Here is a 24878-nt window from a genome sequence, read left to right as displayed (position 1 = left end):
CTTCACGCCCGCTTCAAATACAGCACAAACCCTGCTCACCACAGCGGTCCATCCTGCAGGCCTCTCCAATGAGGATGGACCATGAAATCCCTGAAGATGTTGTTGCGGTTCGCCATTGTTGGCGGGCTGATCCTGTTGCTGCTGGTGCCGCTGATGATGATCCGCGGAGTCATCACCGAGCGCAGCCAGTACCGCGACGAGGCCTTTGCCCGGGTGGCCGACAGCCGCGCCGGCACGCAGCAGCTGGTGGGCCCGGTACGGGTGGTACCGTGGGTGGAGCGCAAGCAGGTTGAACTGGTCGACCCGCAGGGCGTCAAGAAGACCGAGGTCCAGGTCACCGAGGGGCACTGGCTGCAGATGCCGGCATCGCTGGCGGTAAGCGGCGAGATGCTGCCGAGCCAGCGCGAGGTCGGCCTGTTCAAGGTGCCGGTGTACAGCTGGAACGGCCAGGTGAAGGCGACGTTCGCTGCCGACGACTATCCGGTGAAGGTGGGGCGGACGTACGGACAGCCGTACGTGGCGCTCGGGGTTTCCGATGTGCGTGGCCTGGTGGGAACGCCGAACCTGCGCGTGGACGGCAGGCAGCTGCGGCTGTTGCCGGGCGTCGGTGCGGCCAGCGAAATCGGACGTGGACTGCATGCGCCGGTAAGCGGTTTCGCCGCGGATCAGGGCGGCACTCTGCCTGCCAGCACCGTTGAACTGGAGTTGCGCCTGGATGGCAGCCGCATGCTGTCGGTGGTGCCGGTCGGCGACGACAACCACATCGCGTTGCGTTCGAGCTGGCCGCATCCCTCCTTCAGCGGTGCGTTCCTGCCCAACGAGCGGCGCGTCGATGCACAGGGCTTCGATGCACGCTGGGCAGTGTCCTCGCTGGCATCCGATGCACAGCGGCAGCTGCGCAACGACGGTGAGGTCGATTCGCAGGCGGTGACAGTGTCGCTGGTGGATCCGGTCGACACGTACACCCAGGCTGACCGTGCCTCCAAGTACGGGGTGCTGTTCGTGCTGCTGACCTTCGTCGGCTTCATCCTGTTCGAGCTGATCAAGTCGCTGCGCATCCATCCGCTGCAGTACCTGATGGTGGGCCTGGCACTGGCGATCTTCTTCCTACTGCTCATCAGCCTTTCCGAGCACATCGCATTCTGGAAGGCGTACCTGGTCTCGGCCGTGGCCTGCATCGGCCTGCAGGCAGTGTACCTGGCCAACGTGCTGGGCCACTGGAAGCGCGGCCTGGGCTTTGCGGCGCTGCTGACCGTGCTGTACGGCGCGCTGTATGGGCTGCTGGTGTCGGAGAACAATGCGTTGCTGATGGGGTCGCTGCTGCTGTTCGTGATCCTGGCGCTGGCGATGTGGGTAACCCGCCGGGTCGACTGGTACGCGCTCGGCGCGGAACTGAAGTAAGGAGCACGCCATGGGCTGGCGCCAGGGATTGCGGCAACGGGCACGGCAGGGGATTCCGGCCTTGCTGGAAGTGGACGCGCTGCTGCAGGCGCATGGGGTGCTGGCGGCCCTGCCGGGGGCACGGATCGCCCCCGGCCTGGTCCGCTTCCAGCTGGCGGCAGTGACCTGCAGAGGATTGCAGGGCAGGGGCCTGGCCTGGCTGCAGGACGCGCGGCAGGGACGCGGCGCAGTGGCCGGGCGGGTGCCGCGTTACCGGCCATGGAAGGCCGGGGCGGAAGCGCTGAGCGAGATCGGCATCGGTGGCCTGCCTGATGACTGGCCCGCGCATGCAGCGGTGTACGGCTGCAGCAGCATCGACCGGCGGCACTGGTTGCTGTTGCTGCCGGAGCGGGCGCAGCTATGGCTGGGGTGGAACGGATGATGGTCACCGCGCCGCCCATGACCGATGGGACGGTATCGGCGCACCCCTTGCTGGCTAGACTCGATGGGTTGATGAGCTGGCCGGAAGGCAGGGGTGCGATGTGCTGAAGTGGGGCGTGCTGGCCGTAGCGCTGGCGATGGGGGGCAATGCAGCGGCGCAGCAGCGCGAGGCGGTGGACCTGGACATGGTCAGCCGCATCCGCCAGGAGGCGTTCCACCGTTCGCAGGTGATGGACACCTTCACTTATCTCACCGAACGCATTGGCCCGCGCCTGACCAACTCGCCGGCCATGGGACGCGCCAACGCGTGGACCCGCGGCAAGTTCAACGAATGGAAGCTGGACAACGTCCACGATGAAGCGTTCGATGACTTCGGCCGTGGCTGGGAGTTCACTTCCGCCAGCGTGGAGATGCTGGGGGACCGTATCCAGCCGCTGCATGCACTGCCCAAGGCCTGGACCCCCGGCACGAAGGGGCCGGTCGAGGGCGAGCTGGTGCAGGTCGAGATCAAGAAGCCCGAAGACATCGACAAGTACCGCGGCAAGCTGCGCGGCAAGATCCTGCTGCTGGGCGAGGCCCGCGAATACAAGCGCGGCACCGAGCCCGATTCGCACCGGCATGACGCGACGTCACTGGAAGGCCTGCAGGAGTTCACCCTGCCGAAGGACCAGGATGCCACCGCTGAACGCGCCAAGCGGGTCAAGGAATACCAGGAGCGCCAGGCGCTGGCCGCGAAGGTCAACGCCTTCTTCGTGGAAGAAGGCGCACTGGCCGCGATCAGCATCAGCAGCTGGGACAACGGCATCATCCGGGTCGCCGGTGGTGGCTCGCGCAAGGCCGGTGAGTCGGTGGGCATCCCGGAACTGGCGATGATCAGCGAGCACTTCAATCCGCTGGTACGCGCACTGCAGGCCAAGCAGACCGTGCGCCTGCGCGTGGATGTGGCCGCGCGTTTCACCGACGAGGCCGACCAGCCCGGTTACAACACGCTGGCCGAGATCCGTGGCAGCAGCAAGCCGGATGAAGTGGTGATGATCGGCGCGCACCTGGATTCCTGGCACAGTGGCACCGGCGCGGCCGACAATGCCGCCGGCGTGGCCGTGATGATGGAGGCGATGCGCATCCTCAAGGCCACTGGCGCCAAGCCCAGGCGCACCATCCGCGTGGCACTGTGGAGCGGCGAGGAGCAGGGGCTGATCGGCTCGCAGGCCTATGTGGCCAGGCACTTCGGCAAGTTCCCGGAACCCACCGATCCGGCCCAGAAGGCGCTGCCGGCCTCGCTGCGCGAACCGACCGGGGCGCTGCAGAAGACCCGCGACTACGGCAAGTTCCAGGTGTACTTCAACATGGACAACGGCTCGGGCCGCTTCCGTGGCATCTACGCGCAGGAAAACCTGGCAGCGATGCCGATCTTCGAAGCCTGGCTGGCCCCGTTCCATGATGTGGGCGCGACCACCGTGGCCACCCGCAACACCGGCAGCACCGACCACATCAGCTTCGATCGCATTGGCCTGCCGGGCTTCCAGTTCATCCAGGACCGGCTGGACTACTTCACCAATGTCCACCACAGCCATCTGGACACCTGGGACCACGCCGAGCCGGAAGACCTGAAGCAGGCGGCGGCCATCGTCGCCGCGTTCGCCTACAACGCGGCAATGCGCGAGCAGCCCTTCCCGCGCAAGCAGGAACCGTAAAAGGGGACGGAGGGGATTAAGTCGTTTCTCCCCTCCGTTTCCCGGTCGCAACCCCACGGGCGCGGCAATCGCGACTTAATCCCCTCCGTCCCCTTTTTCCGTCGTGGGCGGTGGGCTGGTAAAATCGAGGGATTCCCGTTCCTCGAGCCCTCCATGACCTGCCGCACCCGCTTCGCCCCCAGTCCCACCGGCTATCTGCATATCGGTGGCGCCCGCACTGCGTTGTACTGCTGGCTGGAGGCCCGCCACCGTGGCGGCGAGTTCGTGCTGCGCATTGAAGATACCGACCGTGAACGCAGCACCCAGGCAGCGATCGACGCCATTCTGGAAGCAATGGACTGGCTGGGCCTGGACTATGACGAAGGCCCGATCTACCAGACCGACCGCGTCGCCCGTTACCGGGAGGTGGCCGAGCAGCTGATCGCCCAGGGCAAGGCCTACTACGCCTACGAGACCCGCGAAGAGCTGGACGCGATGCGCGAGGCCGCGATGGCCAGGCAGGAAAAGCCGCGCTACAACGGCGCTGCACGCGACCTGGGCCTGCCGTACCGGGACGACCCGAACCGTGTCATCCGCTTCAAGAATCCGCTGGAAGGCACGGTGGTGTTCGACGACCTGATCAAGGGCCGCATCGAGATCGCCAACAGCGAGCTGGATGACATGGTCATCTTCCGCCCGGATGGCTATCCCACCTACAACTTTGCCGTGGTGGTGGACGACTGGGACATGGGCATCACCGAGGTCATCCGCGGCGACGACCACATCAACAATACCCCGCGCCAGATCAACCTGTACGAAGGCATCGGTGCGCCCGTACCGAAGTTCGGCCACATGCCGATGATCCTGGACGAGCAGGGCGCCAAGCTGTCCAAGCGCACCGGCGCCGCCGACGTCATGCAGTACAAGGACGCTGGCTACCTGCCCGACGCGCTGCTGAGCTACCTGGCCCGGCTGGGCTGGTCGCATGGCGACCAGGAACTGTTCAGCCGCCAGGAACTGATCGACCTGTTCGACGTGAAGGACTGCAATTCCAAGGCCTCGCGCCTGGACATGGCCAAGCTGGGCTGGGTCAACCAGCACTTCCTGAAGAGCGAGGATCCGGCCGCCGTCGCTCCGCACCTGGTCTACCAGCTGCAGAAGCTGGGCCTGGACGTGGCTGCGGGCCCGGCACCGGAGGACGTGGTAATCGCCCTGCGTGAGCGCGTGCAGACCCTGAAGGAAATGGCCGAGAAGGCCGTGGTCTGGTACCAGCCGCTGACCGAGTACGACGACGCGGCGGTGGCCAAGCACTTCAAGGCTGGTGCCGAGGTGGCGCTGGGCAAGGCACGCGAGCTGCTGGCGGCGTTGCCGGAATGGACCGCCGAATCGGTGGGCGTGGCCCTGCACGACGCGGCCGCAGCGCTGGAGATCGGCATGGGCAAGGTCGCGCAGCCACTGCGCGTGGCCATCACCGGCACCCAGGTCAGTCCTGACATTTCGCATACCGTGTACCTGGCTGGCCGCGAGCAGGCCTTGAAACGCATTGATGTGGCCATCACCAAGGTAGCCACGGCCTGAGGCATCCTTGCCAGGCCCGAACCGGAGAACGCGCATGTCCGCAAAGACCGCCACTGCCTGTACCGCCCCGCACCACCACGTCCACGACGCATCGGATTTCGTGGCGGTGGTCGAGCGTGTCTCGCGCGAACGCGGGCTGCGCCTGACCCCGATCCGCGCCAATGTGCTGAAGCTGATTGCCGAGGCCGGCAAGCCGGTCAAGGCCTACGAGCTGCTGGAGTGGGTGCGCAACGGCAAGGGCGTGGGCGCCGATGCGCCGCCCACCGTATATCGGGCGCTGGACTTCCTGATGGCCAATGGCTTCGTGCACAAGCTGGAATCGGTGAATGCCTTCGTGGCCTGCCACCATCCCAGCAGCGCCGCGCATTCGGTGCCGTTCCTGATCTGCAACAGCTGCCACAGCGCGGTGGAACTGGAAGATCGCGAGATCGTGGGCCAGCTCGAGAAGCGCGCCAAGGAACTGGGCTTCCAACCGCAGGCACAGACCCTGGAAGTGCACGGCCTCTGCGCGCGCTGCGCGGGCTGAGGAAAGGTGGGATTGGGGTCAGATCCCTTTGCCTTGGGCAAAGGGATCTGACCTCATCGACCCTACCGGGCCAGCGCCGGCTTCGCCGCCGTATCCACCCGCACGATCACCGACATGCCGGGCCGCAGCTGCGCTGCGAGCTTCTGATCCGCGTCGATTGAAATCCGCACCGGCAGCCGCTGCACCACCTTGGTGAAGTTGCCGCTGGCATTGTCCGGGCGCAGCACGCTGAACTCCGACCCGGTGGCGGGCGCGATCTCTTCCACGCGGCCCCTCAGCACCTGGCCCTGGAATGCGTCCACCGAGAACGTTGCCGGCTGGCCGATCGCCATCCCCCAGGTCTGGCCTTCCTTGTAGTTGGCCACCACCCACAGCGTGTCGGGCACCAGGAACAGCAGTTGCGAACCGGCGGCGACGTACTGGCCCACGCGCACGCTGGCCTCGCTGATCTGGCCGTCGCGCGGCGCGTGGATCACCGTATTGGCCAGGTCGATGCGCGCCAGCTCCAGCTGCGCCTGCGCGCTCTCTACCTGCGCCTCCAGGCTCCTGCGCGCCACCTGGGTCGAGACCAGGGTTTCCTCGGCAATGCGGATCTGTGCCTGTGACTGCTGCACGCTGGCCTGCGCCGAGGCCTGGCTGGTGCGGAACTTGTCACGGTCGTTGATCGACACCAGCCGTTGCGCGGCCAGCTCCTCGTAGCGCTTCAGCTCGTTGCGCGAGCGCTGCAGTTCGGCCTGGCCGGCCGACAGCGTAGCCCGGGCAGAGGCGATCTGCGCGCGGTTCTGCGCCTGCGACTGGTCCGAGTTGGCCAACGCCGCGCGCGCGCTGTCCAGCGTCGCCTGCGCCTGGGCGACGCGCTGCGCATAGATGCGGTCATCGATGCGCAGCAGCGGCTCGCCCTTCTTCACGTGTTGGAAGTCCTTGACCAGCACCTTGGTCACGTAGCCGTTCACCTGCGGCGCCATCACCGTGATCTGCCCGCGCACGTAGGCGTTGTCGGTCACCATCACACTGCTGGTGAACGGCCAGAGGTGCCAGGCACGCAGGATCAGCGCGATGCCCAGCAGCGCCACCACCACCATCACCGCCACGCTGCGTGCGCTGGGCTTGAGGTATTTCGGCGCGGCGGCCGGTGCCGCCGGCGTGGGCGCGGGCGCCGCATCGGTCGGCGGCGGCGGGGTGACGTTGTCGGCGTCGTCGGGGCGGGGCGGGACGGGAGTCATGGCGTTGGACTCAGCGGGGCGCGGCCGGCGTGGCCGCAGCGACGGGCGTGGGGTGGCGCTTGCGCCATTGCTTGAGCACGGCGGTACGCAACGAAAGCAGCAGCAACCAGCACAGGAAGCCGATCGCCAACCAGCCACTCAGGGTGAAGACATCATTGAAGCCCCGCACGTTGGCTTCGCGGCGCGTGGTCTGCGCCAGTTGTGCGCTGCCCTGTGCGCTACGCAGCACAGGATCGGTGATCTGCGCGCCGTACAGCTGTTGCTGGAGGCGCAGGCGTTGCGCCACGACCGGATCGGCCGGGTCCAGCTGGCTGGTCAATGCGCTGGAATACAGTTGCTCACGATGCAGCTGGAAGGTGCCCAGCAGCGCCGAGCCGGCCAGGCCACCCAGCGTCTGCGTGATCGACAGCGTGACCAGGAAGGTGACGATGTGGTCCACCCCCTGCTTCAACGCCGCCGAAATGCCGAGCATGATCAGCGGGCCCATGAACATGCCGGCGCCGACCGAGGCAAGGAACTGGCTGAGGTAGAAGTCGTGCGGCCGGTCCATGCTGGTGCGGTGCTGGTCGAAGAAGGCCGCCGCGCCGAGCAGCAGGATCGCCATCAGCAGCTGCGGGATCAGCCGCTTCGGGCCGAACGTCAGCGCGGTACCGATGATGCCGGTGACCACGCCCGCCAGGATCACTCCGAACAGCGGCCGCAGCTGGTCCGGGCCCATGCCCAGCGTGCGCATCAGGTTGACCACGCCATAGGATTGCTCGGTGGTCAGGAAACGGATCAGGAACGCGCCGACAATGAAATGCAGCACCGGCAGGCTGGCCAGCCAGCGGGTTTGCAGCAGTGGGTTGCGCCGGTAGTGCTCGATGATGAAAGCGGTGGTGGACAGCGCGATCGAGGCGACCAGCGCCCAGCCAAGCCAGGGCGTGTTGAACCACCAGCGGGTGTAGCCCTGCGCCAGCACCACCACCAGCAGGGCGACGGCCGGCGCGAGCAGGGCGAAAGTAAGGAAGTCCAGTGGCTCGAACGCCTTGATCTGGATGCCGGGTGGCAGCTTCAGCACCACCACTGCGGCGAAGGCGCACAGGGCGAGCCCGGCTTCGAACGAATACAACTGATGCCACTGGCCGGTATCGACCAGGCCCGGCGAGACAATCCAGGCGATCGGCACCGCCAGTTGTGAAAGGCCCACGCCGACCACCAGCAGGTTGCCGGTGAAGCGCCGCGGCAATGCCTGCAGCATGTACAGCGTGCCCAGCGTGGAGCAGGCCGCCCCAGCAAAGCCGCTGGCGGCACGGGTCAGCATCGTGGTCTCGAAACTGCCGACGAACAGGTGCAGCACCGCCAGCGCCGCGTACAGGCCCAGCCCGATCTCGGCGAACAGGCGGATGCCGTATTGCTGGCGGAACTTGAAAGCCAGCAGGTTGGCAGTGACATTGACCATTGCGTAGGCCGCCACCAGCCAGCTGCCCTGGGTCGGGGTCAATCCCAGTTGGCCCTGCAGGAACGGCAGGTTGGCGGTGACCAGCGCATTGCCGAGGCCGCCGGTGATCGCCACCAGCAGCGATACCAAGGCGTAGGCCACGCGCCGGTACGGCGGATGCCAGGGCATCGATGCCGAGCCGGGCATGGTTGGCTTCTCATGCTCCTCCCAATCCGGAACCGGCTTCAGATACGGCTGGACCATCAACGGGCCTCGCTGGCAGCTCCCTGGAGACCCCCACGCAGCAGCTGCAGGGCGCGCCCGGCCAACTGGGCGCGCTCGTCGCGGGTCTTGCCGCGCAGGGCGGCCCCCAGCATGCCCGAGATCAGTGAAATATCCGTCTTTTCCAGGTCGGCGCGGCACAGGCCGGCGGCCTTCGCCCGGGCGATCGGCGCTTCCAGCAGGTCGCGCACGGTTTCGCGCGCGGCGCGCATGGACGGAACGTCCGAATCGACCGCGCGCCAGTAATCGGCCAGTGCCGGCGAGTCGATGATGCGCTGGGCCATGCCCTCGATCACCTCGAACAGGGCGTCGTCGCGGTCGCCGAGCTGTTCGACCTGGCGCCGGATGCGGTCGACCGTGCGCTGCAGCAGCGCCTGGATCAGCGCGGTGCGGTCGGGAAAGTTGCGGTACAGGGTGGCCCGGCCCACCTGGGCGCGTTCGACCACCAGATCCAGCGGGGCAGTGACCCCATGCTGGCCGAACACATGGTCGGCGGCGTCGAGGATGAGGGCACGGCGGGCAGCGGCATCGGCACGTTGGGCGGTCATGGTGTCATTTTCGGACAAAAGTGTCCGATTGGCGAGACATTGAGTGACGGGATTGTCCGGTTGTTGTCGTACGCACATCTTTGTGATGAATGTGTGAGCGAGGGTGCCGCGACCCGCCTCGCGCACAAGAGAAAGGGGGCCATATGGCCCCCCGGGAGAGAAAACGGTGTTGGTGCGGCCCCGCCATGCCTGGAGGGGCGAGGGATCAGAGCCCTTTCCTGCGGAAAGGTATCCGACCCCGCTACCCCCGATCAGAAGAACGCGCGGATGCCGAACGCGACGCCGCGGCCCGGCAGCGGCGAGTAGTCGCGCAGCAGCGAGGTGTGCGGACGCACTTCGCGGTTGGTCAGGTTGCTGCCATCCAGGAACAGCTCGTAGCTGTTGCTCGCGTTGCGGTCCCAGCGGTAGGCAAGGTGCGCATCGACCAGGGTGTAACCCTCGCTCGGTGCTTCGTTCTGGGCGACATCCTTCTGGCGGCTGTAGCGGACCGCACCGACCGAGGCACGCCAGCCATCCTTCGACCAGCGCAGGTCGGCGCCGACGCGTGCCGGGGCGATGCGCGGCAGGTAGCCGGTATTGGCCAGCTCCACCGTGTAGTTGTGGTTGTGGTCACCGTGCGGTACGGCGATATCGAGGTTGCGGCTGCCGCTGCCATCCAGCTTGGCCTTCACGTAGTCACCGAACAGGCGCAGGTCCCAGTCACCGGCGCCGCCTTCGAACAGGTGCACCAGCGCTTCGGCCTCGGCGCCGCGGAACACCGCGTCCTGCTGGGTCCACGCACGAACTGGCAGGCCCTCGGTAACGCCGGTGTCGGCCAGGTAGATGAAGTCCTTGAACTTGGTCTGGTAGACCGAGGCGGAGAAGTCCAGGCGGTCGCTGTGGGTATGGATGCCCAGTTCCAGGCGCTGGCCGCGCTCGGTCTTCAGGTCGGCATCGCCGATTTCCAGCGAGCGGGTGGCGATGTGCGCGCCGGCGGCGTACAGCTCTTCATTGGTCGGGGCACGCTCGGAGCTGTCCACGCCGATGCGCAGGTCGACCGCGTCGTTGAGCTTCCAGATGCCAGCGGCAGAGAGATTGGTGGCGCCGAAGGTGCGGCGACGGTAGTCACCGGTCGGGTCCAGCTTGACCTGGTCATGGCGGCCGCCGAGTTCCAGCTTGAACGGGCCGAACTGCTTTTCCTGCAGCACGAACAGGCCGATGTTCTTCGTCCCGGTGTCTGGAACGAACGCCTCTTCGCCCTTGGCACCGAAATCACTGTTGCCGAACTGCACGCCGAAGGCGCCATCCCAGCCGCCGATCTGCTGCTGCACCGCTTCCAAGCGTGCCTCCAGGCCCCGGTTGGTGAAGCGGGTGGACGGCGTGCCGGCTTCCAGTTCCACGTGTTCGTAGTCGGTGTAGGCTACACGCGCATTGACGTTCTTCAGGAACGACACCGGGTTGTAGATACCGGCCTTGGTCTCGAAGCGGTTCTGCACCATGTCGATGCGTACGTCATGCTCGTCGCCGCCTTCGTCTTCGTCGCCATGATCGTGATCATGGTCATGGTCATGGCCATGGTCGTCGCCGTCGGCATGCACGTGCGCGCCATTGGGGATGCCGTAGTTGGTGCGGTAGGTGCTGGCAGACACGCCGAAGTAGCCAGCGTCGCCCAGCCAGGTCGCGCCAACGCCACCGGCACGCGTGCGGATCGAACTGTTGTCCAGGCGGCCGCGACGCGGTTCCTCGCCTTCCTCGCCCGCAGGGTCATGGTCGTCGTGGTGGTCTTCCAGGCTGTCGATCACCGCATAGCCAGGGATGCGGTAATCGTCGCCATTGCGTACCAGGCCATCCACATGCAGCACCACGTTGCCGCTGACGCCATCCAGGCGGAACATGCCGCTGCGTTCATCGTTGACCGAATTTCCGCGCAGCTCGGCGCGGCCGCTGAGCGGGCGTTCCGGCAGATCGCGCGCGATGCGGCCGTCGACCACGTTGACTGCGCCACCAATGGCGCCGCTGCCGAACAGCAGCGTGGCCGGGCCCTTCAGTACCTCGATCTGGTCGGCCAGGAAGGGCTCGATGCTGGTGGCGTGGTCGGCGCTGACGGTGGACGCATCCATGTTGCCCATCCCGTTGGACAGCACCGCCACACGGGGGCCTTCCTGGCCGCGGATGATCGGGCGGCCGACACCGGGGCCGAAGAAGGTGCTCTGCACGCCGGGCAGCTTGGCCACGGTATCGCCGAGCGTGCCGGCCTTCTGCTCGTCGAGGCGCTCGCCCGCCAGGACATCGACCGGGCGGGCCAGCGATTCGGCATCACCCTGCAGCGGCGAAGCGGTGACCTGCACCGACGACAGTTCAGTCAGGTGGCGGTCCCGCTGGGCCGCATCGTCGCCGGCGGCATGCGCCAGCGAGGGCAGCAGGGCGGCAAGAGCCAGGGCCAGGGAATGCGGCTTGAGCCGCGGCGTGCAGGCAGGCATGGGTAGGTCCTTTGTTACATTGTATCAATGGTGGGGCGCACGCATCGCGTCAACGGGACAGGAGAGGCAAATCGTGCGGGTCGGTGATGGATGTTATATTATTCCATAACGATTCGCCGACCCTGCTGGAAGTCATGTCCCTGTCCTCACGCCTGCGCCACCTGCTCGACCGTTTCGGCGCCACCGGTTCGATGCTGTGCGCGGTGCATTGCGCGGTGATTCCCGTGTTGCTGGCGGCAGCACCGTCGCTGGGCCTGTCGTTCTGGCTGAGTGACGGTGTTGAGCAGGCCTTGGTCGTGTTCGTGACGCTGTTGGGGCTGTTCAGCCTGGTCTGGGGCTACCGGCGGCATGGAGCACTGCGCGCGCTGGCCTTCCTGATTCCCGGCCTGGTCGCGCTATGGGCCGGCGTGCTGTACGACCCGCTGCACCACAATGCAGTGCCGCACGCGGTGGTGATGACGATCGGCGGCCTGCTGGTCGGTGTTGCGCATCTGGTCAACCTGCGTCTCAACCACGGCCACGTGCACGACGCCAGCTGCGCGCACTAGGCGCTCCGTGATAGGATTTTTGATCGTGCGCGGGGGCGCCCAGCAAGGCGGCCCCGCCGAACCCGTGTCAGTACGGGGTAACCAGATTTCACACTTGAGGAGTTGAAGACATGGGTAAGGGTGACCGCAAGACCGCCAAGGGCAAGCGCTACAACGCCAGCTACGGCAATGCCCGTTCGCACACCGCGAGCAAGGCCGCCGTAGGCGCCGCCGCCCCGGTTGCCAAGAAGACCGTCGCCAAGGCTCCGGCGAAGAAGGCTGTGGCGAAGAAGACCGTCGCCAAGGCCTGATCCGGCCAATCGACCGGTTCACAGAAAACGCGGCGCCTGGCGCCGCGTTTTTTTATGCACGTTCTTGTAGCGCCGAGCCCATGCTCGGCTGGCCGGAAATGCAGCCGAGCGTGGGCTCGGCTCTACAACCGCATCAGCGCAGCGCCTTCTTCAACGTTTCCGGGTTGCCGTCGTTCGGTGCCGCCGGTACCTGCAGCAGATGTGCCAGCAGCGGGTAGACATCGACGTTGTCGAAGCCTTCGATCAGCAGGCCCTGGCGGAACGAGGGGCCGCTGGCCACGAATACCGCGCGCATCGAGGGCAGGGCGTTGTCGTAGCCATGCGAGCCGCGATCCTGGTGGTCGCGCTTGGCGATCTTCTGCGGGTGCAGTGCATCCCAACCTTCATCCATGGCGCAGACGATGGCAGGAATGCGTGGGTGCGTACCGTAGTGCCAGCGTGCCGGCAGGTTTTCCTTCTTCCAGCACTGGTAATGGGCGTGGCGGCCCAGCAGGGCGCGCTCGGCGTCCGCTTCCCGCCCCGCGACGGGTGCAAAACCCACCGATTGTCCCTGGCTGACGTTGCGCGCGATGGCCGGGTCGACCATGGATTCGGTGGAGATTACCTGGCCAGCCGGGACGCTGGCCATGCCGTGGTCAGACACGACGATCACATTGGTGGTCGCGGCCAGGCCGCGCTGCTGCAGGCCGTCGATCACCTGGCCGACGATGAGGTCGGCGCGTGCGATGGCGTCGGCGTACTGTTTCGATTCGGGCCCGTAGTTGTGGCCGGCCTTGTCCACGTGTTCCATGTACAGCGTGGTCAGCCGCGGTGCGTCGGCATCGGTCTGGGACAGCCAGTCGAGCACCACGCCGGCGCGTTGCTCCAGCGGCTCCTTGCCGTCGTAGATCCGCCACTGGCTGGGGCGGACGCCGCGGATTTCCGACTCACTCCCCGGCCATGCCGTAGTGGCGGTACGCACGCCGACGTTCTCTGCGCCGACCCAGATCGGTTCACCGCCCCACCAGTCACTCGTGGCGACCGCCTCGCGGTTGCTCAGCTCGAACCGGCCCAAGGCTTCATCGTCCATGCTGTTGTTGACGATGCCGTGGTGGTCCGGACGCAGGCCGGTGACGAGGGTGTAGTGGTTGGGGAAGGTCAGCGATGGATAGGACGGTGTCATCCAGCGTGCACGCACGCCGTTGTCGATCAGTCGTTGCAGGTTCGGGGTGAGCCCACGGTCCAGCGCATCGGCGCGCAGGCCGTCGATGGAGATCAGCAGCAACTTTGGCGGCGCCGCAGCAGCGAGGTGGGTGGGAACGGAGGCGGACGGGGCGGGCGCGGTGGTGCAGGCGGCCAAGGGCAGCAGCAACGCCAGTGCGCAGGTCAGGCGTACGGAAGTCATCCACCCATGATAAGCCGCTGCAATGACGTGCCAAAGACACGGCGCGCTATCGCGAGCCGTGTCCGCGCATTTTTCCTTATCCACGCGCCTGTCGGCGCGCCCCCTTCAACAAGAAGGGGGCCCTTCTCCAGACATGTCCCTGATGCCCCATCCACGCATGGCGTGGATCTACCGTGTCGACCCAGGTCGACACCTACCAGCAGCAGCGCAGTACGCCGTCACGGCAGGTCGCAGGAATCAGTCGAAGGTGGGGTGGGGCCGGTTGCAGGGGCGTGAGCGCCATGGATGGCGCGACCGAGCTTACAGGGATGTACTTGCAGCGTCCCCTGCAACCGGCCCCACCCCGCCTCCCCGCAAGCAGCACGCTGTTGCAGTTGCTGTTGCTCTAGCCTCTGCGGGTGCCGGGCGCAGCCCGGCCAGCCCTCTCAGGCGAACAGCGGGGCCTGTTGTTGTTCCAGGCGCAGCAGCGCGGCCTTGGTTTCCAGGCCGCCGCCGAAGCCGGTCAGCGCGCCATTGCTGCCGATCACGCGATGGCAGGGCAGGATGATGGGCAGCGGATTGCGGCCGTTGGCCGCGCCCACCGCGCGGGTCGCGCTCGGCTGGCCCAGGTGCCGTGCCAGTTGCAGGTAACTCCAGGTCTGGCCGAACGGGATCAGCGCCAATGCCTGCCACACGCGCAGCTGGAACGGCGTGCCGCGGGGCGCCAATGCCAGGTCGAAACGGGTGCGTTCGCCGTGCAGGTACTGCAGCAGCTGCGAGCGCGCTTCCGGCAGCGCATCCGGCGCGTACTGCCAGTCGTCGCGGCCGCGTGCAGGATGGCGGTTTTCCGGGAACAGCACATGGGACAGGCCGCGCTCGTCACCGGCGATGGTCAGCACGCCGATCGGGCTGTCGAAACGATCGAACAACAGGGTCATGTCGGTTCTCCAACGAAGGTGCCGGACAGGTGCCACAGGTGCAGGACGGCGTAGGCGCGCCACGGCCGCCAGGGTTGCGAGCGCGCTTCGGTGGCACGCTCGCTCAGGCGCTGGCCCTGCGCGTGGCCGAGTACCTGCTGCAGCACCAGGTCACCGGCGGGAAAGGCATCGGGCTGGCCAAGTCCTCGCAGCGCGATGTACTGCGCGGTCCAGGGGCCGATGCCCGGCAGTGCCACGCAGCGCGCAACGAATTCTTCCAGCGCCTGTCCCGGCGCGAAGTCGAGCTGGCCGCTGGCGCAGGCGGCGGCCAGCGCACGCACGGTGGCCGCACGGCTGCGCGGCAGGCCGATCGATTCCAGCGGTGCCTCGGCCAGCACGTCCGGTGCCGGGAACTGGCGATCGAAGTCCGAGGGCATGCCCGGCAGGTGCGCGCCATAGGCATCGACCAGGCGCCGCGCGAAGGTGGTCGCTGCGGCCACGCTGACCTGCTGCCCGAGCACGGCGCGCACACCTACCTCGAAGCCATCCCAGCCACCGGGCACGCGCAACCCGGGACGCTCGGCGATGCCACGCGCCAGCAGGGGTTCCTCGCCGAGCGCGGCGTGGACCTGCTGCAGGTCGGCGTCCAGATCGAACACGCGACGCACGCGGCGCACGATGTCCGGTATCAGGCGCGGATCGACCGCGCCCAACTGCAGGCGCAGCTCCGGGCGTTTTGGATCGGCGGTGACGCGCAGCAGGGTGGGGCGCTCCGGCGTGCCCAGCACGCGCTGGTAGCTGTCCTCGCCGATCAGTTCGATGCCGGGCAGGCTGCGCTTGCGCAGGAACGCCAGCATGCGCGGGAAGTCCAGCGGTGGACGGTAGCCCAGGCGCAGCACCAGGCCACCATCACCGGCAGCCAACGGTTGATGCTGGCGGCGCAGGGCGGTCGGTGCCATCCCGCAGCCCTGCAGGAACGCTGTATTGAAGCGGCGCAGGCTGTTGTAGCCGGCAGCCAGCGCGACGTCGGTCACCGGCAGTGTCGTCTCAGTGAGCAGCTGCTTGGCCAGCAACAGGCGGTGGGTGGCGTGGATCTGCCCGGGCGTCGCCCCCAGATGTTCAACGAACAGGCGCTGCAGCTGGCGCGCGCTGAGGCCGAGCCTGGTTGCAAGATCGGCCACTGGCTGCTCCTGCAGGAAGCCGTTCTGGATCAACGCCAGCGCACGCTGCACGGTCTGCCCGGCCAGTGCCTGCTGCGCCTGCGGTGCAAGCTCCGGCCGGCAGCGCAGGCACGGCCGGTAGCCGGCGGCGGCCGCGGCGGCGGCGGTCGGGTAGTAGGTGATGTTGCGCGGTTTCGGCGGCGGTGCCGGGCACACCGGGCGGCAATAGATACCGGTGCTGCGCACGGCGGTGAAGAACACGCCGTCGAAGCGTGCGTCGCGGGCCAGGCGGGCGCGGTCGCAGGCGGCGGTGTCGAGGGCGAGGGCGGTGTCCATGGCGCCAGTCTAGGCTCGTGCGGGGGGCGATACTCGCCGGATTCGGACATGGATGCTGAAGGGAGTCAGGCCGGGTCGCGCTACATCCCGCCAAGTCCACGCGGCTGTGGGTAGGTGTCGACCTTGGTCGACACGCTTTTCCCAGGGGGTCAGAAGGGGTTCATCACCACGCGCTGAATGCGCGCCCCGGACGGGTAGACTGTGGCTCTTGCTCCCATGAAGACCGGTTACCCGATGTCCGCCAAATACCGCTGGTTGCCCTTGTTGTGCCTGGCCCTGGCGGGCTGCAGCCAGCTGGAGAATCCGGGTAACGTGACCGCGGCCGACAAGGCTGCGCGGGCGCCGGCCAGCGATGGCGAGAACATGGTCTCGATCAATGCGGCCGATGCACCGCCGCCGCCGGCTCCGCCGCGCAGCCGTGCCGACCGGCCGTGGCCGCACGCGCAGCTGGAGAACGGCCGTGCCTGGGTCAGCTGCAGCACCGAGTATGCCGGCGATGCGGGCGATGGCATCGAGCTGGAAGGCCTGCAACGCGAGCAGATCAGCCAGGCGCTGGCACCGTGTGCGGAGCGCGGCCTGGTGCGCGTGCGCTACGCCGGCAAGATCAATCCGGGCTTTGCCGAGATGATGTGGCGATTGGCGGTGGTCGCCGACCAGCTGAAGATCCACAAGCGCATTCTCGACCTGGACTCCAGCGGCGGCCAGGTGGAATCGGCGATCGTGGCCGGCGACAGCATCGGCGAATCGGGGTGGACCATCTGGGTGCGCGAGGGCGCGATCTGCCACAGCGCCTGCGTGTTCGTGCTCGCCGCCGGCGACAACCGGCTGCTCTCGGGCAACGTTGGCATCCACCGGATGATGCGGATCAGTTCCAAGGCCACGTCGCGTGCCGAGCTCAACCGCGAGCTGCACGAGGTCTACGACAACGTGAAGGATTACCTGCAGCGCAACGGCGTGGCGGTGGGCGTGGCCGACCTGATGATGACCGTGCCCAATCGCAGCCTGCGCCTGCTGACCCCGGACGAACTTCGCCAGTACGGCCTGGACGGTACCAATGCGGTGCAGGACGATCTGGAACGGATCAAGCAGATGCGTGCCTGCGGCGACGATTTCGTGCAGCGCAAGGACGCGTTCCTTATCGCGTTCGACCAGCAGTGCAAGCGCGAAGGCGCCGATATGGAGTCGATCAACAGCTGTGGCCAGGCACTGAAGCAGCGCTTTGGATTCCCCGATGCGGTGTGCCCGGAAGAAAGCCCGCTGTCGGAGATCGATGTGGCGACGTTGCCACCGGTACCGTCGGATCCACCGCCGGTGGCGGAGCAGGCCGCCGCAGGCACCGGCGCGCCTGCCGATGCCGCCTCGCAGGAAGACAGCGCCAACGCGCGCTGACGAACGGCTCACCGCGCTGGCGTAGACTGCGGTTCTTTCCCGAGAACCGGCGGTGTCCATGAAGCGCGTGCTCCTGCTGCTGTCCCTGCTGCCCCTGACTGCGTTGGCGCAGGCACCTGCGCCGGCCACGCCTGCACCGGCTCCGGCACGCCCGGCCCCGGCATCGCCGGCGGCCGCGAAGCCTGCCACTGCCGGTACCCCGGCGTTGACCGCTGCACAGCAGGCCCAGGTGCAGAAACAGGACGCGGAAATGGGCGCGGCGGCCGTGAAGGCGGCGCAGCTGGTCGATGCCAACCGCGCCGGCGAATTGTGGGATGGCGCTTCGGCGGTCGCGCGCCGCGCGGTGCCGAAGGCGGCCTTCGTCAGCCAGCTGGCCGCCGAACGCACGCGCCTGGGGGCGCTGGCCGGGCGCGGCCAGCCGATCATCACCCGGGTCAAGTACGGCGCCGGTGCCGCAGTGCCGGAAGGGTTGTATATCAACGTCAGTTTCCCGACCCGCTTCGCCAACAGCACGCAGCCGGTGCGTGAACTGGTCTCGTTCCGGCTCGACGAGGACAAGGTGTGGCGCCTGGCCGGTTACAGCCTGCGTGCGTCGGCACCGTAAGGAGATGAGTGATGGCAACTGAACTGACGATGCTGGCCTGGTCGGTGCTGCTGGGCTTTGCCTACATCTTCGCCACCTCCACCGTGGTCACCCGCGAGCGCGGCCTGAAGTGGAATGCCTCGGCCCGGGATGGCGAGGCAAAGCCCCTCAGCGCACTGGCCGGCCGCCTGCAGCGGGCCCAGGGCAACTTCCTGGAGACCTTCCCGTTCTTCGCCGCCGCTACGATCGCGGTCGTGCTGTCCGGGCGCAGCAACGAGACCACGGCGTTGGCCACGCAGGCCTACTTCTGGGCGCGCGTGGTCTATCTGCCGCTGTATGCCGCGGGCGTGCCGTATGTGCGCAGCCTGGCCTGGCTGGTGTCGCTGCTGTCGATCCTGGCGCTGGTGTTCGCACTGCTGTGAGCCGTTCCTGATCCAGATCAAGGCCGCTCAGGCGCACGGCGCTATGCTGGCCCGGACTGGATCAACGGCAGGAGGCGCGCATGCGCAGGATGGACGTGGTGGTGGTCGGCGCCGGACCGGCGGGCCTGTGTTTCGCGCGTGCGTTGGCCGGCAGCGGCCTGCAGGCCGGGCTGGTGGACGTGCAGCCGCGCCAGGCCCTGGCCGATGCCGCCTTCGATGGCCGTGAGATCGCGCTGACCCACGCCTCGCGGCAGAGCATGGAGCAGTTGGGCCTGTGGCAGCGCCTGCCGCACGCAGAAATCGCCGAGCTGCGCGATGCCCGGGTGATGAACGGCGGTTCGCCGTTCGCGCTGACGTTCGCCAGCCGCCAGGCCGATGGCCAGCCGTTGGGCTGGCTGGTGCCCAACCATCTGATCCGCCGCGCCGCGTGGGAGGCCACGCAGGGCCAGGACGGGCTGGAGCTGTTCGATGGACGCAAGGTGCTGGGCGTGCAGGCCGACGCGCAGGGGAACGTCGTCACGCTGGATGACGGCACCAAGCTGCACGCGCGGCTGCTGGTGGCCGCAGACAGCCGCTTTTCCAGCACCCGCCGCATGCTCGGTATCGGTGCGCAGATGCGCGACTTTGGCAAGTCGATGCTGGTGTGCCGCATGCAGGTCGAGCGCGACCATCACCATACTGCCTGGGAATGGTTCGGCTACGGTCGCACGATGGCGCTGCTGCCGCTGAACGAGGGCCAGGCATCGGCGGTGATCACGCTACCGCCGCGACAGATCGAGGCGCTGCTGGAAATGGACGAGGTCGCCTTCGGTGAGACCATCAGCGCCTTTTTCGAGCACCGCCTCGGGCGGATGCAGGCGGTCGCCACGCCGCAGGCCTATCCGCTGGTGGGGGTGTACGCACATCGCTTCGCCGGCGAGCGCTCGGCGTTGATCGGCGATGCGGCCGTGGGCATGCATCCGGTCACCGCGCATGGTTTCAACCTGGGCCTGGCCAGCGCACAGCGGTTGGCGCAGGGCATCGTCGCGCAGCAGCGGCACGGTGCCGACATCGCGGCGGCCAGCACGCTGGCGGCCTACCAGCGCGGCCACCGGCTGGCATCGCGGCCGTTGTACGAAGCCACCAATGCGATCGCCAGCCTGTACACCGATGATCGGCGCCCTGCGCGCCTGCTGCGTGCGGCTGGCCTTCGCCTGGCGCAGGGCGTGGCACCGTTCAGGCAGTTGATCGCCTCGCACCTGACCCAGCGCGTGGCCTGAATGGATTCAGATCAGCTGGCGGCCAGTACCCGGATCTGGCTGTCGGCGAACTCGACGACCTGGCCCGCGCGGATCTTGCAGGCCTTGCGCAGTTCGACTTCCCCGTCGACGCGCACCTGGCCTTCGCTGATGACCATCTTGGCCTCGCCGCCGCTGCTGACCAGGTCGGCCAGCTTGAGCAGCTGCTTGAGCTCGACATAGTCACCGTCGAGGTCGAATTCGAGAATCTGCATGGAACGGAATCCTGGGAAAGGCGCGGCCAGCGGCCGGGGCGGGTATTGTGCGCCAGCATGGGGATGACGGCATGCCGGCGGCAGGCTGTACGCCTGATTCAGGATCAATGCGGTATCATTCCGCTCTGAGCGAGTGAAATCTCCTCCGACCGAGCAGCGCCAGGGCACGCGATAAGAAGGGCGCCCAAAGCGCGGACCATCCCCCCTTGTTATCGCACTGCCAGGACGACGGCAGTGCTTTCGGAGTTCCCCATGTCCCAAGAATCCCAAGCGCCGCTGCAGTTCGCGCAGCTCGGCCTGTCCGAGCCCGTGATGCAGGCAGTGGCCGCCATCGGCTACGAATCGCCGTCGCCGATCCAGGCAGCCACCATCCCGGCGATGCTGGAAGGCCGCGACGTGCTGGGCCAGGCCCAGACCGGCACCGGCAAGACCGCCGCATTCGCGCTGCCGGTACTGTCCAACATCGACCTGCAGCAGATCAAGCCCCAGGCCCTGGTGCTGGCCCCGACCCGCGAACTGGCCATCCAGGTGGCCGAGGCGTTCCAGTCCTATTCGTCGAAGATCCCGGGTTTCCGCGTGTTGCCGGTGTATGGCGGCCAGCCCTACGGCCAGCAGCTGTCGGCCCTGCGCCGTGGCGTGCACATCGTAGTGGGCACCCCCGGCCGCGTGATCGACCATCTGGACCGCAGCACCCTGGACCTGTCCGAACTGAAGACCCTGGTGCTGGACGAGGCCGATGAAATGCTGCGCATGGGCTTCATCGACGACGTCGAAGCCGTGCTGAAGAAGCTGCCGGAGCAGCGCCAGGTCGCGCTGTTCTCGGCCACCATGCCGCCGCAGATCCGCCGCATCGCGCAGACCTACCTGCAGGACCCGGTGGAAGTGACCATCGCGGCCAAGACCACCACCTCGGCCAACATCCGCCAGCGCTACTGGTGGGTAAGCGGCATGCACAAGCTGGATGCGTTGACCCGCATCCTGGAAGTGGAGCCGTTCGATGCGATGATCATCTTCGCGCGTACCAAGGCCGCCACCGAAGAACTGGCCGAGAAGCTGCAGGCACGCGGCCTGGCGGCTGCCGCGATCAACGGTGACATGCAGCAGGCACAGCGTGAACGCACCATCGGACAGCTGAAGGAAGGCAAGCTGGACATCCTGGTCGCCACTGACGTGGCGGCGCGTGGCCTGGACGTGGAGCGCATCAGCCATGTGCTGAACTACGACATTCCCTACGACACCGAAAGCTACGTGCACCGCATCGGCCGTACCGGCCGTGCCGGCCGCAGTGGCGAGGCGATCCTGTTCGTCACCCCGCGCGAGAAGGGCATGCTGCGCCAGATCGAGCGAGCCACGCGCCAGCCGATCGAGGAGATGCAGCTGCCGTCGGTGGACGCGGTCAACGACACCCGCGTGAGCAAGTTCCTGGGCCGGATCGCCGATGCGCTGGGCGAGGGTGGGGACATCGAGTTCTACCGCGAACTGCTGCAGCGTTTCGAAGGCGAAAACAACGTGCCGGCGATCGACATCGCGGCGGCGCTGGCCAAGCTGTTGCAGGGCGATACGCCGTTCCTGCTGAAGCCGCCCGTGCGCGCACCGCGCGAAGAGCGTGCGCCGCGTGAACGCTTCGATCGCGCCGACCGCGTGGAACGTGGCCCGCGCTTCGAGCGTGGCCCGCGTCGTGACGACGCCGAAGGCGGCTTCGAGCCGCGTGCGCGCCGCGAGGTACCGCCGCGGGGTGCCCCGGAGCAGGGCATGGAGACCTACCGCATTGCGGTTGGCCACCAGCACGGCGTGAAGCCGGCCAACATCGTCGGCGCCATCGCCAACGAAGCTGGCCTGGAAAGCCGCTTCATCGGCCGCATCGACATCCACGACGACTTCTCGCTGCTGGACCTGCCGGCGCAGATGCCGCCGGACGTGCTCTCGCACCTGCAGAAGGTGTGGGTGTCCGGCCAGCAACTGCAGATGCGTCCGCTGGGCGAGGGTGAGGACATCAATCCCGCGCCGCGTCCGTTCAAGCCGCGCTTCGACAAGCGTGGCCCGGGGGGGCCGCGTCGTGGCGGCCCGGGCGGCGGGCACGGCGGCGACCGCGATGGCCGTCCGCCGCGCCGTGATGGCTTCAAGCCACGCGGCCCGCGCAGCTACTGAGCCGGACCTGGAAAAGGGGACGGAGCGATCACGCCGTAGATGGCAGGCCACGCGCTTACGCCGGAAACGACCTGATCCGCTCCGTCCCTTTTTTCGCATGGCCCACACATTGCGGGCCCTAGGCTGATCCGGTTCCACGGGAGGTGATCACGCAGCACATTCGGGGGGATCCGGGATGGGTAGGAGTGGCACGGACCAACAGCGCCGCCGGGTACCGATGGCCCGTGGCCTGGGCGTACGGTTTGCGTTGCTGACGGGCATGGCGATCGGGCTGGTCGCACTGTCCGCCCTGATCCAGGAACTGCAGGCGGCCTCCACGGCCTGGATTGCCGGCCAGGGCTACTGGTCGCGGGGGCAGCAGCAGGCGACGGCCGCGCTGGGGCGTTTCCTGGCCCTGGGGGATGGCGGGGACCTCGACGACGCGCGCCAGGCGTTGCGGGCGCCAATGGGAGACCTGGATGCGCGCCTTGCGCTGGAGCAGGACGTTCCAGACATCGCGCGCGCACGGCGGGGGTTCGAGCAGGGTGGCAATGCCCCCGCCGACATCCCCCGGCTGATTTTCTCGTTCCGCTATGCGCGGAACCTTGGCGCATTCCGCGAAGCCACCACGCTGTGGCGCCAGACCGACGACGACCTGCTTTTGCTGCAGGGAATGATCGACGAACTGCAGGCGAGGCACGCGCTGGGGCCGTTGCCGGACAGCGTGCGCGATTCCCGCCTGCAGCGGCTGCGTGATCTTGACCGGCACCTGCAGATGCAGTCGCGCGCGTTCTCGCAGGCGCTGCTGCGGATGGCGGCCCTGGTGAGGGCCGCAACGCTGGTGGTCGGCGGCCTGTCGGTGCTGGCGATCAGCCTGATGGCAGTAGCCCTTGCACGCCGCGTGGGCAAGGATCTGACCGAACATGAGAGCCGCTTCCGCGCCGCGTTCTACCAGGCCAACGTCGGCATGCTCAAGCTCGACACGGATGGCAGGGTGATGGAAGCCAACCAGGCGATGGCCGACATCCTGGACCATCGCCGTGACGTGCTGCTGCAGATGTCGCTGGGTGAGCTGCTGATGGAGGGCGAACTGATCATCGATGGGGTCGGCCGCATCGATTGGGACCGGCAGCTGCGGCCGAGCGAACTGCGTTTCCGCCGTCGCGACGGCAGCCTGGTGTGGGGCCGTTGGAGCGGCACTGGCGTGCGTAGCGCCGGCGGTGGCCTGTCGGTGTTCGCGATCATCGAGGATGTCAGCCAGAACCACGCCCTTGCCCGGGAGATCGAGCATCACGCCAGCCACGATCCGCTGACCGGGCTGATCAACCGCCGCGAGATCGAGCGGCTGCTGGAAGGCGCGTTGCTGCAGGTGCGCAGCGACGGCGGGACGCATGCGCTGTGCTACATCAACCTGGACCACTTCAAGCTGGTCAACGACAGCTTCGGCCATGCCGCCGGTGACCAGATGCTGCGCCGTTTTGCCGACTATCTGGTGGCGGCGGTGCGCGATGGTGACTGGGTGGGACGGCTCGGTGCCGATGAGTTCGCGGTATTCCTGGCCCATGCCGGGCAGGACGAAGCCAAGCGGGTGCTGCAGCGGGTGATCCGCAATCTGGGACAGGCGGGTTTTGCGGTGGGCGAGGGCAGCCCGCAGCTGAGCTGCAGCATCGGCGTGGTCGAGGTCAGCGCCGACGCACCGGACGTGAACTGGCTGATGAGTGCGGCCGACAGCGCCTGCTACGCGGCCAAGCAGGCCGGCCGCAACCGCGTGCACTGCTTCAACGAAAATCGCATGGCGCTGGAAGAGCGGCGCCAGGAAGCGGAGCGCCTGCGGGGTGTGAGCCTGGCCATGGCCGAGAACCGCATGATGTTGTATGCGCAGCGTATTGCGCGCGTGGGTGATCCCACCTACCTGCACTATGAAGTGCTGGTGCGCATGCGCGATGCCGACGGTGGCCTGCACCTGCCCGGACAGTTCATGCCGGCCGTGGAGCGCTACGGCATGGCGGCGGCGCTGGACCGCCACGTGCTTGGGCTGCTGTTCCGCCACCTGCAGGTCTGCCCGGCGCACGTGCGCCAACTCGGGCTGTGCAACGTCAATGTATCGGCGCAGTCGATCGCCGAGCCGGGCTTCCTTGCCTTTGTCTGCGACCTGCTTGAGCGCAACCGCGCGCTGGCCTCCAAGCTGTGCTTCGAGATCACCGAGACCGCAGCGATCAGCAATCTCAGCCAGGCCCGTGCCTTCATCGATGCCGTGAAGGCACGCGGGTGCCGGATGGCGCTGGACGACTTCGGTTCGGGCCTGTCCTCCTTCGGCTACCTGCGCCAGCTCCCGGCCGACATCCTGAAGATCGATGGCACGTTCGTGCGCGACATGGACACCGACCCCGTCAGCCACGCCACCGTGCGCGCGATCAGCGAGCTCGGGCGTGAACTGCAGATGGAAGTAGTGGCTGAATGGGTGGAGACGGCCGAGGTCGCTGCCGCTCTGACCCGGCTCGGGGTGCACGGCCTGCAGGGCTACGCGATCGAACGCCCGCAGCCGCTCGAGCGGATGACGCTGAGTGACCTGCGGCCGGCGCGGCTGGTGGCGGTGAAGGGACTGCCGCCCGCCGGTTGAACCGCAAGCGGCGACTTTGGTCTACACGTGCGGCGCACGCGTGGCTGCGATAATGCGTGCCAGGGGCGACGTGCAGTGGGCGCGGGCGTAAGCAGGAACAG

Annotated in this window: 21 protein-coding genes; 13 read left to right on the top strand and 8 right to left on the bottom strand. The window is 67.5% G+C overall.

From position 1 onward, the window contains the following. Positions 1-81 precede the first annotated feature (81 nt). The 5 genes from creD (at position 82) to A9K58_RS03020 (ending at position 5598) form a co-directional block, all read left to right on the top strand. The gene (gene creD, locus A9K58_RS03040; protein ID WP_065197933.1) at positions 82-1401 is read left to right on the top strand and encodes a cell envelope integrity protein CreD; all 1320 of its coding nucleotides are present in this window, start codon (positions 82-84) and stop codon (positions 1399-1401) included. Between the two features lie 10 nt (positions 1402-1411). Beyond that, the gene (locus tag A9K58_RS03035; protein WP_065197932.1) at positions 1412-1822 is read left to right on the top strand and encodes a hypothetical protein; all 411 of its coding nucleotides are present in this window, start codon (positions 1412-1414) and stop codon (positions 1820-1822) included. Positions 1823-1922: 100 nt separating this feature from the next. Beyond that, positions 1923-3515, top strand: coding sequence for a M20/M25/M40 family metallo-hydrolase (locus A9K58_RS03030; RefSeq protein ID WP_065197931.1), 1593 nt, complete (start codon positions 1923-1925; stop codon positions 3513-3515). Positions 3516-3668: 153 nt separating this feature from the next. Then, on the top strand, positions 3669-5072 hold the full coding sequence (gene gltX / locus A9K58_RS03025) for a glutamate--tRNA ligase (RefSeq protein WP_065197930.1): 1404 nt from the start codon (positions 3669-3671) through the stop codon (positions 5070-5072). 34 nt (positions 5073-5106) lie between these two features. After that, a complete protein-coding gene (locus A9K58_RS03020; protein WP_065197929.1) occupies positions 5107-5598 on the top strand; it encodes a Fur family transcriptional regulator in 492 nt (163 codons plus the stop codon). Between the two features lie 62 nt (positions 5599-5660). Here A9K58_RS03020 and A9K58_RS03015 read toward each other — a convergent pair whose 3' ends face one another. From A9K58_RS03015 to A9K58_RS03000, 4 genes are all read right to left on the bottom strand, one after another. After that, positions 5661-6821 (bottom strand): HlyD family secretion protein, encoded by a 1161-nt coding sequence (locus tag A9K58_RS03015; protein ID WP_065197928.1) that lies wholly within the window; start codon positions 6819-6821, stop codon positions 5661-5663. A gap of 10 nt (positions 6822-6831) precedes the next feature. After that, positions 6832-8505 (bottom strand): MFS transporter, encoded by a 1674-nt coding sequence (locus A9K58_RS03010; RefSeq protein WP_065197927.1) that lies wholly within the window; start codon positions 8503-8505, stop codon positions 6832-6834. Further along, complete coding sequence (locus A9K58_RS03005; protein ID WP_065197926.1) at positions 8505-9071, bottom strand: TetR/AcrR family transcriptional regulator; 567 nt, start codon at positions 9069-9071, stop codon at positions 8505-8507. The genes A9K58_RS03010 and A9K58_RS03005 overlap by 1 nt, the downstream gene beginning before the upstream one ends. Before the next feature lie 251 nt (positions 9072-9322). After that, positions 9323-11530, bottom strand: coding sequence for a TonB-dependent receptor (locus A9K58_RS03000; RefSeq protein ID WP_065197925.1), 2208 nt, complete (start codon positions 11528-11530; stop codon positions 9323-9325). Between the two features lie 134 nt (positions 11531-11664). Here A9K58_RS03000 and A9K58_RS02995 point away from each other — a divergent pair, with 134 nt between their 5' ends. Both A9K58_RS02995 and A9K58_RS02990 read left to right on the top strand, forming a co-directional pair. Next, positions 11665-12078: a MerC domain-containing protein gene (locus tag A9K58_RS02995; RefSeq protein WP_065197924.1), complete on the top strand. Its 414-nt coding sequence runs from the start codon at positions 11665-11667 to the stop codon at positions 12076-12078. A 110-nt stretch (positions 12079-12188) separates the two neighbouring features. Continuing rightward, positions 12189-12368 carry a 30S ribosomal protein THX gene (locus tag A9K58_RS02990; RefSeq protein ID WP_065197923.1) on the top strand — a complete coding sequence of 60 codons (180 nt, stop codon included), beginning with the start codon at positions 12189-12191 and terminating at the stop codon, positions 12366-12368. A 133-nt stretch (positions 12369-12501) separates the two neighbouring features. On the opposite strand, the gene A9K58_RS02985 is transcribed toward A9K58_RS02990, so the two are convergent. The 3 genes from A9K58_RS02985 to A9K58_RS02975 all read right to left on the bottom strand — a co-directional run bounded on the left by A9K58_RS02985 (position 12502) and on the right by A9K58_RS02975 (position 16144). Continuing rightward, a complete protein-coding gene (locus A9K58_RS02985; RefSeq protein WP_065197922.1) occupies positions 12502-13752 on the bottom strand; it encodes an alkaline phosphatase family protein in 1251 nt (416 codons plus the stop codon). A 425-nt stretch (positions 13753-14177) separates the two neighbouring features. Next, positions 14178-14669 carry a methylated-DNA--[protein]-cysteine S-methyltransferase gene (locus A9K58_RS02980; RefSeq protein ID WP_065197921.1) on the bottom strand — a complete coding sequence of 164 codons (492 nt, stop codon included), beginning with the start codon at positions 14667-14669 and terminating at the stop codon, positions 14178-14180. Then, positions 14666-16144, bottom strand: a complete 1479-nt coding sequence (locus A9K58_RS02975; protein WP_065197920.1) for a DNA-3-methyladenine glycosylase 2 family protein — start codon at positions 16142-16144, stop codon at positions 14666-14668. Before A9K58_RS02975 ends, A9K58_RS02980 begins: the two co-directional genes overlap by 4 nt. Positions 16145-16378: 234 nt before the next feature. Between A9K58_RS02975 and A9K58_RS02970 the strand changes: the two genes are divergently transcribed. The 4 genes from A9K58_RS02970 to ubiM all read left to right on the top strand — a co-directional run bounded on the left by A9K58_RS02970 (position 16379) and on the right by ubiM (position 19797). Then, complete coding sequence (locus A9K58_RS02970; protein WP_065198134.1) at positions 16379-17533, top strand: COG3904 family protein; 1155 nt, start codon at positions 16379-16381, stop codon at positions 17531-17533. Positions 17534-17591: 58 nt separating this feature from the next. Further along, positions 17592-18137, top strand: a complete 546-nt coding sequence (locus A9K58_RS02965; RefSeq protein ID WP_065197919.1) for a DUF4019 domain-containing protein — start codon at positions 17592-17594, stop codon at positions 18135-18137. Positions 18138-18148: 11 nt separating this feature from the next. Next, positions 18149-18538 (top strand): MAPEG family protein, encoded by a 390-nt coding sequence (locus A9K58_RS02960; protein WP_065197918.1) that lies wholly within the window; start codon positions 18149-18151, stop codon positions 18536-18538. A gap of 80 nt (positions 18539-18618) precedes the next feature. Continuing rightward, entirely contained in the window at positions 18619-19797 is a 1179-nt protein-coding gene (ubiM, locus tag A9K58_RS02955; RefSeq protein ID WP_065197917.1) for a 5-demethoxyubiquinol-8 5-hydroxylase UbiM, read from the top strand. 11 nt (positions 19798-19808) lie between these two features. Here the strand turns inward: ubiM and A9K58_RS02950 are convergent, their stop codons facing one another. Further along, positions 19809-20030, bottom strand: a complete 222-nt coding sequence (locus A9K58_RS02950; protein ID WP_065197916.1) for an RNA-binding S4 domain-containing protein — start codon at positions 20028-20030, stop codon at positions 19809-19811. A gap of 252 nt (positions 20031-20282) precedes the next feature. Between A9K58_RS02950 and A9K58_RS02945 the strand changes: the two genes are divergently transcribed. Next, positions 20283-22178, top strand: coding sequence for a DEAD/DEAH box helicase (locus A9K58_RS02945; protein WP_065197915.1), 1896 nt, complete (start codon positions 20283-20285; stop codon positions 22176-22178). A 175-nt stretch (positions 22179-22353) separates the two neighbouring features. Beyond that, entirely contained in the window at positions 22354-24777 is a 2424-nt protein-coding gene (locus A9K58_RS02940; RefSeq protein ID WP_065197914.1) for a putative bifunctional diguanylate cyclase/phosphodiesterase, read from the top strand. Positions 24778-24878 lie beyond the last annotated feature (101 nt).

It is taken from the genome of Stenotrophomonas maltophilia, from assembly GCF_001676385.1.
In the GTDB taxonomy this organism is placed as follows: domain Bacteria; phylum Pseudomonadota; class Gammaproteobacteria; order Xanthomonadales; family Xanthomonadaceae; genus Stenotrophomonas; species Stenotrophomonas maltophilia_J.
This window is presented reverse-complemented; position numbering and strand designations above follow the sequence as displayed.

Coding starts and splice junctions, on each gene's coding strand:
- creD (WP_065197933.1), top strand. CDS start 82: ATGAAATCCCTGAAGATGTTGTTGCGGTTCGCCATTGTTGGCGGGCTG.
- A9K58_RS03035 (WP_065197932.1), top strand. CDS start 1,412: ATGGGCTGGCGCCAGGGATTGCGGCAACGGGCACGGCAGGGGATTCCG.
- gltX (WP_065197930.1), top strand. CDS start 3,669: ATGACCTGCCGCACCCGCTTCGCCCCCAGTCCCACCGGCTATCTGCAT.
- A9K58_RS03020 (WP_065197929.1), top strand. CDS start 5,107: ATGTCCGCAAAGACCGCCACTGCCTGTACCGCCCCGCACCACCACGTC.
- A9K58_RS03015 (WP_065197928.1), bottom strand. CDS start 6,821: ATGACTCCCGTCCCGCCCCGCCCCGACGACGCCGACAACGTCACCCCG.
- A9K58_RS03010 (WP_065197927.1), bottom strand. CDS start 8,505: ATGGTCCAGCCGTATCTGAAGCCGGTTCCGGATTGGGAGGAGCATGAG.
- A9K58_RS03005 (WP_065197926.1), bottom strand. CDS start 9,071: ATGACCGCCCAACGTGCCGATGCCGCTGCCCGCCGTGCCCTCATCCTC.
- A9K58_RS03000 (WP_065197925.1), bottom strand. CDS start 11,530: ATGCCTGCCTGCACGCCGCGGCTCAAGCCGCATTCCCTGGCCCTGGCT.
- A9K58_RS02995 (WP_065197924.1), top strand. CDS start 11,665: ATGTCCCTGTCCTCACGCCTGCGCCACCTGCTCGACCGTTTCGGCGCC.
- A9K58_RS02990 (WP_065197923.1), top strand. CDS start 12,189: ATGGGTAAGGGTGACCGCAAGACCGCCAAGGGCAAGCGCTACAACGCC.
- A9K58_RS02985 (WP_065197922.1), bottom strand. CDS start 13,752: ATGACTTCCGTACGCCTGACCTGCGCACTGGCGTTGCTGCTGCCCTTG.
- A9K58_RS02980 (WP_065197921.1), bottom strand. CDS start 14,669: ATGACCCTGTTGTTCGATCGTTTCGACAGCCCGATCGGCGTGCTGACC.
- A9K58_RS02975 (WP_065197920.1), bottom strand. CDS start 16,144: ATGGACACCGCCCTCGCCCTCGACACCGCCGCCTGCGACCGCGCCCGC.
- A9K58_RS02970 (WP_065198134.1), top strand. CDS start 16,379: ATGTCCGCCAAATACCGCTGGTTGCCCTTGTTGTGCCTGGCCCTGGCG.
- A9K58_RS02965 (WP_065197919.1), top strand. CDS start 17,592: ATGAAGCGCGTGCTCCTGCTGCTGTCCCTGCTGCCCCTGACTGCGTTG.
- A9K58_RS02960 (WP_065197918.1), top strand. CDS start 18,149: ATGGCAACTGAACTGACGATGCTGGCCTGGTCGGTGCTGCTGGGCTTT.
- ubiM (WP_065197917.1), top strand. CDS start 18,619: ATGCGCAGGATGGACGTGGTGGTGGTCGGCGCCGGACCGGCGGGCCTG.
- A9K58_RS02950 (WP_065197916.1), bottom strand. CDS start 20,030: ATGCAGATTCTCGAATTCGACCTCGACGGTGACTATGTCGAGCTCAAG.
- A9K58_RS02945 (WP_065197915.1), top strand. CDS start 20,283: ATGTCCCAAGAATCCCAAGCGCCGCTGCAGTTCGCGCAGCTCGGCCTG.
- A9K58_RS02940 (WP_065197914.1), top strand. CDS start 22,354: ATGGGTAGGAGTGGCACGGACCAACAGCGCCGCCGGGTACCGATGGCC.